This window comes from Thiomonas sp. 13-64-67, from assembly GCF_002282795.1.
Taxonomy (GTDB): Bacteria; Pseudomonadota; Gammaproteobacteria; order Burkholderiales; family Burkholderiaceae_C; genus Thiomonas; species Thiomonas arsenitoxydans.
Window position 1 is genome coordinate 1 of record NZ_NCKP01000078.1, and the last position, 6961, is coordinate 6961.

The 6961-nt window shown below is 57.7% G+C and carries 6 protein-coding genes and 2 pseudogenes; 5 read left to right on the forward strand and 3 right to left on the reverse strand.

What is annotated here, in order from left to right; all coding sequences use genetic code 11:
- From B7X30_RS14015 to B7X30_RS14025, 3 genes are all read right to left on the reverse strand, one after another.
- Positions 1–246, reverse strand: a 246-nt coding sequence (locus B7X30_RS14015) for an IS66 family insertion sequence element accessory protein TnpB (protein ID WP_286731359.1), incomplete at its 3' end; no start/stop codon positions are given.
- A gap of 129 nt (positions 247–375) precedes the next feature.
- Positions 376–837: a retropepsin-like aspartic protease family protein gene (locus tag B7X30_RS14020; protein WP_286731361.1), complete on the reverse strand. Its 462-nt coding sequence runs from the start codon at positions 835–837 to the stop codon at positions 376–378.
- 93 nt (positions 838–930) lie between these two features.
- On the reverse strand, positions 931–1515 hold the full coding sequence (locus B7X30_RS14025) for a plasmid pRiA4b ORF-3 family protein (RefSeq protein WP_286731362.1): 585 nt from the start codon (positions 1513–1515) through the stop codon (positions 931–933).
- Between the two features lie 180 nt (positions 1516–1695).
- Between B7X30_RS14025 and B7X30_RS14030 the strand changes: the two genes are divergently transcribed.
- The 5 genes and pseudogenes from B7X30_RS14030 to B7X30_RS14050 all read left to right on the forward strand — a co-directional run bounded on the left by B7X30_RS14030 (position 1696) and on the right by B7X30_RS14050 (position 6869).
- Positions 1696–1950, forward strand: coding sequence for a hypothetical protein (locus tag B7X30_RS14030; protein WP_286731364.1), 255 nt, complete (start codon positions 1696–1698; stop codon positions 1948–1950).
- Between the two features lie 138 nt (positions 1951–2088).
- Positions 2089–2963 (forward strand): annotated as a pseudogene (locus B7X30_RS14035) (alpha/beta fold hydrolase).
- An 18-nt stretch (positions 2964–2981) separates the two neighbouring features.
- Positions 2982–3452 (forward strand): annotated as a pseudogene (locus tag B7X30_RS14040) (chemotaxis protein CheW); the annotation flags it as partial.
- 228 nt (positions 3453–3680) lie between these two features.
- The gene (locus B7X30_RS14045; protein ID WP_286731366.1) at positions 3681–5075 is read left to right on the forward strand and encodes an HDOD domain-containing protein; all 1395 of its coding nucleotides are present in this window, start codon (positions 3681–3683) and stop codon (positions 5073–5075) included.
- A gap of 273 nt (positions 5076–5348) precedes the next feature.
- Positions 5349–6869, forward strand: coding sequence for a GAF domain-containing protein (locus tag B7X30_RS14050; protein ID WP_286731367.1), 1521 nt, complete (start codon positions 5349–5351; stop codon positions 6867–6869).
- The last annotated feature ends 92 nt before the right edge of the window (positions 6870–6961 follow it).

Consider the following 6961-nt stretch of genomic DNA (forward strand, 5'->3'; position numbering starts at 1 on the left):
CTCCGCAGCCGCAGCGGGGGACGGGTTGCAGTGGGCGCGCACGAAGGCGCTGCGCCGAGGCGGCAGGGCCAGACCCGCGCGTTGGGCGCGCCAGCGCGGTGCGCTTGACAGCCAGCCGCGCAGTTGCCCGTAACCCAGCCCCTTGCTTTGCGCAAACGCTTCGGCCTTCATCCCGCTGGCTTTGAGTTCATCAAGAATCGCCAGAATCTCGTCAATCCGCTCTTCACTGAGTTTGTCTGATCGCATGGAGCCTCCAAAAAAACTCAAGCTTCGCTCAGCTCAGACTCATTGAAAAGATGGGTTCGGCAAACGCTTACCATTTATCTATTTACGGATAAGTTCTTAGCTGGAGAATCGGCAAATTTCTCGCCGCATTCATTGTGTTGGCGCAGCAATCACCATCTTCCCGTCGCTCTGCGTAATGTGCAACACGCTCAGGACGTTCATGCCCAGCAACGCCCTCCCCTCGAGTCGCGGCATGACAGCGACGCGGACGTTCTGTGCCTCAAACGGCCCGAAGACCAGGGTCTTGGCCGTTGCCATGCAAATCGCAACCTTGCCGTTTGCCGTAGAGGAGACACCGCCCATGCAGCCCTGGATTCCCATCTGCTGCGCCATCGCCTGCGAGATCGACACTGTTGAAGCCCCTGTGTCGATCATGAATTTCACAGGAACGCCATTGATAGAACCAGCCACGCCATAGCCACCTGACCAGTCAGCACGTAGCAAGAGTTCGTTGGCACCTTCGCTCCTGACCTGTGGTGGGGCGAAGCCGGGAACAAAGTGGATAACTGCGAGGTACACAAGGCCGCCGATGGCCAGCCAAGCAATGACCATGGCAAAGACACTTGTCCCGCGTCTCACTGGGACTGGTGCCCGACTCGGAGGAGGCTGTTGCTTGTACCAATCTCGATCTTGGTAGCCCACTACTCAGTCCTCCACTTCCCGCAACGCAATGTTGACCGCGTTGACGTCAAAGCTCTGCGGGTCAAACGGACCGCCGAACCATTTCCGCATGGCCTTGTGCTCCTCGTGGGTCGGGTCAAGGACAGTTTCCACAAAGTCCATGTAGCCTGAAACTCCACCGACATCCTCTGGCGGGCAAGCGTTCTGCCCCTCGATGCACTGCGACCAGGTGTTGAGCTCCGGATCGGGTTTGAGAATCTGTTCGAAGGTCACGACATGCCGCCAGTCATCGCCGAAGTCATAGGTGTAGATGAAGGTCTTGACGTTCTTGCCCAAGACGTCTGAAAGCCGGTGGTCCTTGTCGAGCTTGGCAGGTTTTTCTATGGGGTACTCGTCGAGGCTCATGCCATAACGCTGACCGTCGATCTCGAATTCGTGCAGGTGACTGTTCGACCAGCCCATGGCGGTCTGAATGACCTGGTCCAGGCCAGCAAGCGTCAGGTTGTCCGGGACCCACAGCCGCCGCCAGATCCTCGGCTCGACGTAGAGCAGTTGGACATGCAGTTGATAGACGTGCTTGATCATCTTGCTGCGGGCAGATATTTTCATGACGGAGGCAACGGGGAACGTGTCGGGGGCAAGGATAGCGATCTGGGATGATGACGGCGAGCCAGAGGCTTACGCTGTGCTGGCACAATTTGCACACAGCACACGAAGTTTTAAGAGGCGCAGGTCATCGGCACTGCGTCGGTCACGGGGAGCGTTCAACCTCACACCCGGAGAACTTTCATGAAAATCCACTACGTCTTTGCAACCGCCGTGCTTTTTGCCATGGCCGCAGCCGCCCATGCTGAAACGGTCGGCCAGTACGCCCACAACGTCAAGAAAGATGCCGTCCACGTCGGTAAGAAGGTCGTGCAGGTTGGCTCTCAAACTGGCCACGCTGTCGTTCATGCTGGCAAAGTTGTCGGTAGCGACGTCGCCAATGGGGCAAAGCATGGGTACGAAGCCACGAAGCATGAAGTGAAGAAGCTGTCGCCCTAGACAGGTGGGGCGTCAGGAGTAGATATCAGCCGCTGTAATCCTCCAACACAGCCCCCGCGCCAGTCACCTTTTTCCCTCTTGTCTTCGGGACATCAAAGATTTGGCAAGAGGTTCCATGGATTGCACGCCCAGACTGACATGCTCATGTTCCAAGCCTTTCAGCCATTCACGGTTCAAGTCGGTGACGTCACCATCGCAGGACGCATCGGAGGAAGCGGCCCTCCCTTGCTATTGCTGCATGGCCACCCTCAAACCCATGTCATCTGGCACAAGCTAGCTGATAGAGGTTGGCCGAGCGTTACACCGTCGTCGCCACGGATTTGCGCGGCAATGGCGTATCGTCAAAACCGCAAGGGCTGGCTGATCACAGCACTTATAGCAAGCGGGCCATGGCGGCTGATCAGGTGGCTGTGATGCGTACCTTCGGCTTCGAGACATTTTTCATTTGTGCCCATGACCGAGGTGCCCGTGTCACTCACAGACTATGTCTGGACTTCCCGCGTGCCGTGCGCAAAGCCATCCTCCTCGACATTGCCCCGACGCGGGCGATGTATGAGCAGACCAATCGTGCTTTCGCCACGGCCTACTTTCATTGGTTATTCTTGATCCAACCGGAGCCCTTGCCAGAACTCCTCATTGGAGCGAATCCCGATGCATATATTGATGCGGTCATGGGAAATCGCTCTGCCGGCATGGCCCCCTTTACGCCTGAAGTACAACAAGCCTACCGATCCGCACTCCGCAGCCCCGGCGCAGTGCATGCCATGTGCGAAGACTACCGGGCATCGTCCACCATCGATCTGGAGCACGACCGGGAACACGGTCAAAGTGTTGCCTGTCCCTTACGCGTTTTATGGGGGCGACATGGGATCGTCGGTCGTTTGTTCGATCCTCTGCATGAATGGCGACAAGTTGCCACAGATGTCACGGGCCGCGAGTTGGACAGCGGACACTACATCCCCGAAGAGGCACCGGAAGCCCTTCTTGCCGAGATCCAAGACTTTTTGCGCTGAGGATGTGGCTGGCCCGCCACAGACCTCCATGTCCGAACTTGCATCGTGATGATGGAAACTCAGGGGCAGCAAGACGCGCAATTGATCGGTGTCCTGGTAGATGCCGTCAACGCAGTATTGGAACTCGAGGCAGCGGAAATCGAACCCTCTCCAAAATTCGGAGCGGCAGTGCATTCAGACTTCATTCTCGGCATGGCCAAACTGGACAAAGTGGGCTTTGTCACTTTGCTGGATCCAGGACGTGTTTTCTCATCAGAGGAAATGGCTGCGCTGGCGCAAGCGGAAAAGCCGCGTCAGATTGAATGGTCAGCGCCGAGCAGCGAGATCAGCCATGTACGCCCGGTAGCTTCTGATGAAGGCGTCAGCACAGACCTTCTCAAGTTTTCACCCAACGTGCCGATATTCAAAAGACGAGACGCGTCGTTTCGAATCACTGCGCTTGCAGGAAATGGAAGAGACAGATGGATAACTTGGACAACTCAGTGCTGAGCCGTAGGACCTTTTTGTTGAGCCTTGGAGCGTCTAACAATCTTGCAGCATGCAGCCTTACGACGAAGTCTGCAACCAGAACCCGTCCATCGGTCTGACAGGGGCCACCTCGGTCTCGATTGCGCTCGGCAAGTTCTTCAGTTGAAACGGACTCAATCCATCGATTGCACTTTCAGGTTTGCCATTCAACCTGGGGGGCATCCCTATTACGGTTCAAGTTAGCCATCCATGCCCGCAGCTCCAACCTTACCCAGCCAGCGCCTGATCCGATCCATCGCAGAAAAAGATCTTCCTGCTTTTGGTTTGACCTTGCAAGAAGTCTTGACGGCAGCGGACAGCGATGTCTTGTCTGGCCACCAGATGGCCGAAGTGATTCTGCGAGATCCGGCATTGACCTCGCGGGTGCTGCGCGCCGCCAACGCAGCGCACCTTGGCCATAGCGGCCATGCCAAGGTCGTCACGGTCAGCCGGGCGGTCGTCATTCTGGGGGTCAATGCGATTCGCTCACTCTGCATTTCTGCATTGACGGTTGAAACACTCTCCGCTGCAACGCAGTACGGACACCGGGTACAAGAGGCGCTGGGCCGATCACTGCATGCCGCGGTGCAGGCACGTGACCTGGGCAGACGCCAGCAGATGAACAAGGACGCCGTGGAGCGTTTGTTCGTCGAAGCCTTGCTGAGCGGCATTGGTGAAATGGCGTTCTGGTGTTTCGGAAACGAGATGGCCGATCAGCTCGAGCGTGAACTGCAATCAGGCACAGCACCGGCCAAAGCCGAATTGAAGGTTTTGGGGATCACCCTGACGCAATTGGGGCGCGAGCTTTTGCAAAACTGGAGCCTGGCATCGGTGCTTCAGGATTCCCCAGAAGTCGCTTTGGCACGCCAACTCAGCCTGGTTTCTCCGCAGGGCTGGTTGATCTCAGCGACGCGGCAAACAACGCGCGACATCGCTGTGCTGCTCAAAACCCCGGACGCCGAAACGCTGGAATTTCTGCAAGCCAATGCGACGGAAGCCGCCGCGTTGGCGACCGCGCTCGGAGCTCGCCAAGCCGCTCAAGTGATTCCTGCGGAGCTACAGTACGGCGAGGAGATTCTGGACACACTCGCCCCAGATGAGAAGGGCTATTTCCACATGCCCGTCATCCACCAACAGTTACGGGTACTCACCGAAATGGGCCATGTCGCCACGTCGCGAAAGGACCTTCCCATATTGCTGGAAACCTGTCTGGAAGGGTTGTACCGGGCGGTCGGTCTCGATCGCTGCGTGTTTTGCCTTTTGTCTCCAGATCGGACCCGACTTCAAGCCAGGATGGCCACAGGACCCGCAACAGACAGCCTGCGGCAGCGCTTCCAATGGGAATGGGGGGCTGAGATGGAATCCTGGCTGAAACCCCAGATGGTCATCTGGCATGACGTCAACACGCCAGGTCCGGATTTTTTGATCCGTGCCAGTGAAACCCTGGACTGTTTCACAGGGACGTTCTCCATTGACCAGAGAGCGGTTGGCTTTTTTTATGCCGACCGAAAACCTTCTGGCCGTCCCCTGACTCCCGAGGGTTTTGAGAGCTTCACCAGCCTGGTTGCGCAGGCCGAATTGGTCATGCGGGCGCTTCCAAGATGAAATGACGGTGGTTGCCGGGTCAAGGAGCATCGCCCCAAAGACGGCGCCACCGCAAATTCATCACAAGAGTGACATCTTCAAGATCACGGCCTGTGTAGGATTGTGTGATCGACTTTACAAACTGCGGCGTACCTCCCGTCAATACAACTGAGTAGCCCCTGCAGGCCGCTCCTTCATTTCATCCATGCAGCGCATTCTCATTTCCGGCCGACGAACTGGCCTGCATCCATTCAGCGCGGGGATCACGCGCAGCAACCCCCGATGAAGGCGTCCTTGCGCAAAACCGCGGTTCGCGTGCTGCTCTGGCTGCCCGTCGCTTTCACGGTGATCTGGTTTATCAACCAGGAGCGGCTGGATTTCGAGGAAGCGCGTGAGGTGGTGAGCGAGCAAGCCCGGCATGCCGCTTTGGCCGAGGGAGAGGTGATCCAACTGCGGCTGATGCAGCAATTTCAACAATTGGCCTTTGTCGCCAAGGCCATTGTGGGCGAACAAGCGCCCGAAGCACTGAACTCCCGGGCGCAGGCTCTGCTCCGACGCTATGTTGCAAATCACCCTGAGATCCTCGCGATCAATGTTCTGACACCCGATGGCGAACGTATCGCCTGGTCGAGTCACGCGCAATCCACCAAGCCGATCTTTCGCCCGGAGGATTTCACGGCACTGCCTGGCCGTCCCGATGAGTTTCTGGGACAAGACCACTATGCCAAGCGCTTTCATGCCGACGTGGTGTCGATGCGCTATCGCATGCGAGATGCGCACGGCCAGACCTTGTATTTCATTGGCACGCCCTATCGCATCGATGCCCTGCTCGCTGAGTTGTCCCCCCAGGGCTGGACGATGAGCGTGCTGGATCAGCGCGATGGTCGTCTGATGAAAAGTCCGACAACAGGGCCTGTACCGCAGCCTGCCCACGCTGGCGATCACAGTGTCGTGGAGCCCATCAACGGGTTGCCCCTTTTTGTGAGGGTGGCCTGGCCCAGAGCAAAGGTCTGGCAGCTCTATCGCCAGGGGCTGGCGTTACGTTTGTTTGGGCGCTTCATTGTTCTCGGCCTTTTCGTTCTTGCGGCGTTTGCCATCAGCCGCCTGTTGCGCAGCAGAGAGCGTCTTTTGGAGAAGAATGCTCGCTTTGCGAGGTTCAACGCCTTATTGGCGCACATCAATCAAGCAATCGCACAGGCCAGTGATGTGTCCGATCTGCTGGAAAGAGCCTGTCGTCTCGCGGTACGCGATGCTGGCATTGCACTGGCCTGGATTGGTCGCCCCGATTCACAGGGCCGCTTCGTTTTTTTGGCCAAGGCCGGTGCGGCAGTCGATTACGTTAAAGATCTCACCCTAAGTTCCGATGCCTCGGTGCCGGAGGGGCAGGGGAGTGCGGGTGTGGCCTGGCGCGAAGATCGGGCGATCTTCACGAGTGACGCACAGCACGCGGCTTCTCTGAGCCCTTGGCGTGAACGCCTGCAACGCTTCGGCCTGAATGCCGGAGCCGCGCTGCCCTTGCGCCGCAGCAAAACCGTATGGGCGGTGTTGCACCTTTACTTCGTGGATTCCGCGGCAGTCACTCCCGATCTGCAGCGGATCTTGCTGGATTTGGCCGACGATCTGTCTAACGGTCTCGATCGACTTGATCTGCGCGATAGCCAGATCAGACTGCAACGGCAACACGCCTGTCTGCTGGGCAATACGGTCGCGGGTGTGGTGATGGTCCGTTATCCGGGGGCCATCATTGCCGAGGCGAACGAGGCCGTCGCCCGCATTTTCGGCGCCCCCAGTGTTCGAGAGCTATTGGGGTGTTGATGCCGACTGAAAACTGACCCACTTTTCGAGGTTGTGCCGATCCAAAACTGACCCAGGTGTTTTACTAGCCCTGCCTACTTTTTAGGCAGGAG

Coding starts and splice junctions, on each gene's coding strand:
- B7X30_RS14045 (WP_286731366.1), top strand. CDS start 3,681: ATGCCCGCAGCTCCAACCTTACCCAGCCAGCGCCTGATCCGATCCATC.
- B7X30_RS14025 (WP_286731362.1), bottom strand. CDS start 1,515: ATGAAAATATCTGCCCGCAGCAAGATGATCAAGCACGTCTATCAACTG.
- B7X30_RS14030 (WP_286731364.1), top strand. CDS start 1,696: ATGAAAATCCACTACGTCTTTGCAACCGCCGTGCTTTTTGCCATGGCC.
- B7X30_RS14020 (WP_286731361.1), bottom strand. CDS start 837: ATGGTCATTGCTTGGCTGGCCATCGGCGGCCTTGTGTACCTCGCAGTT.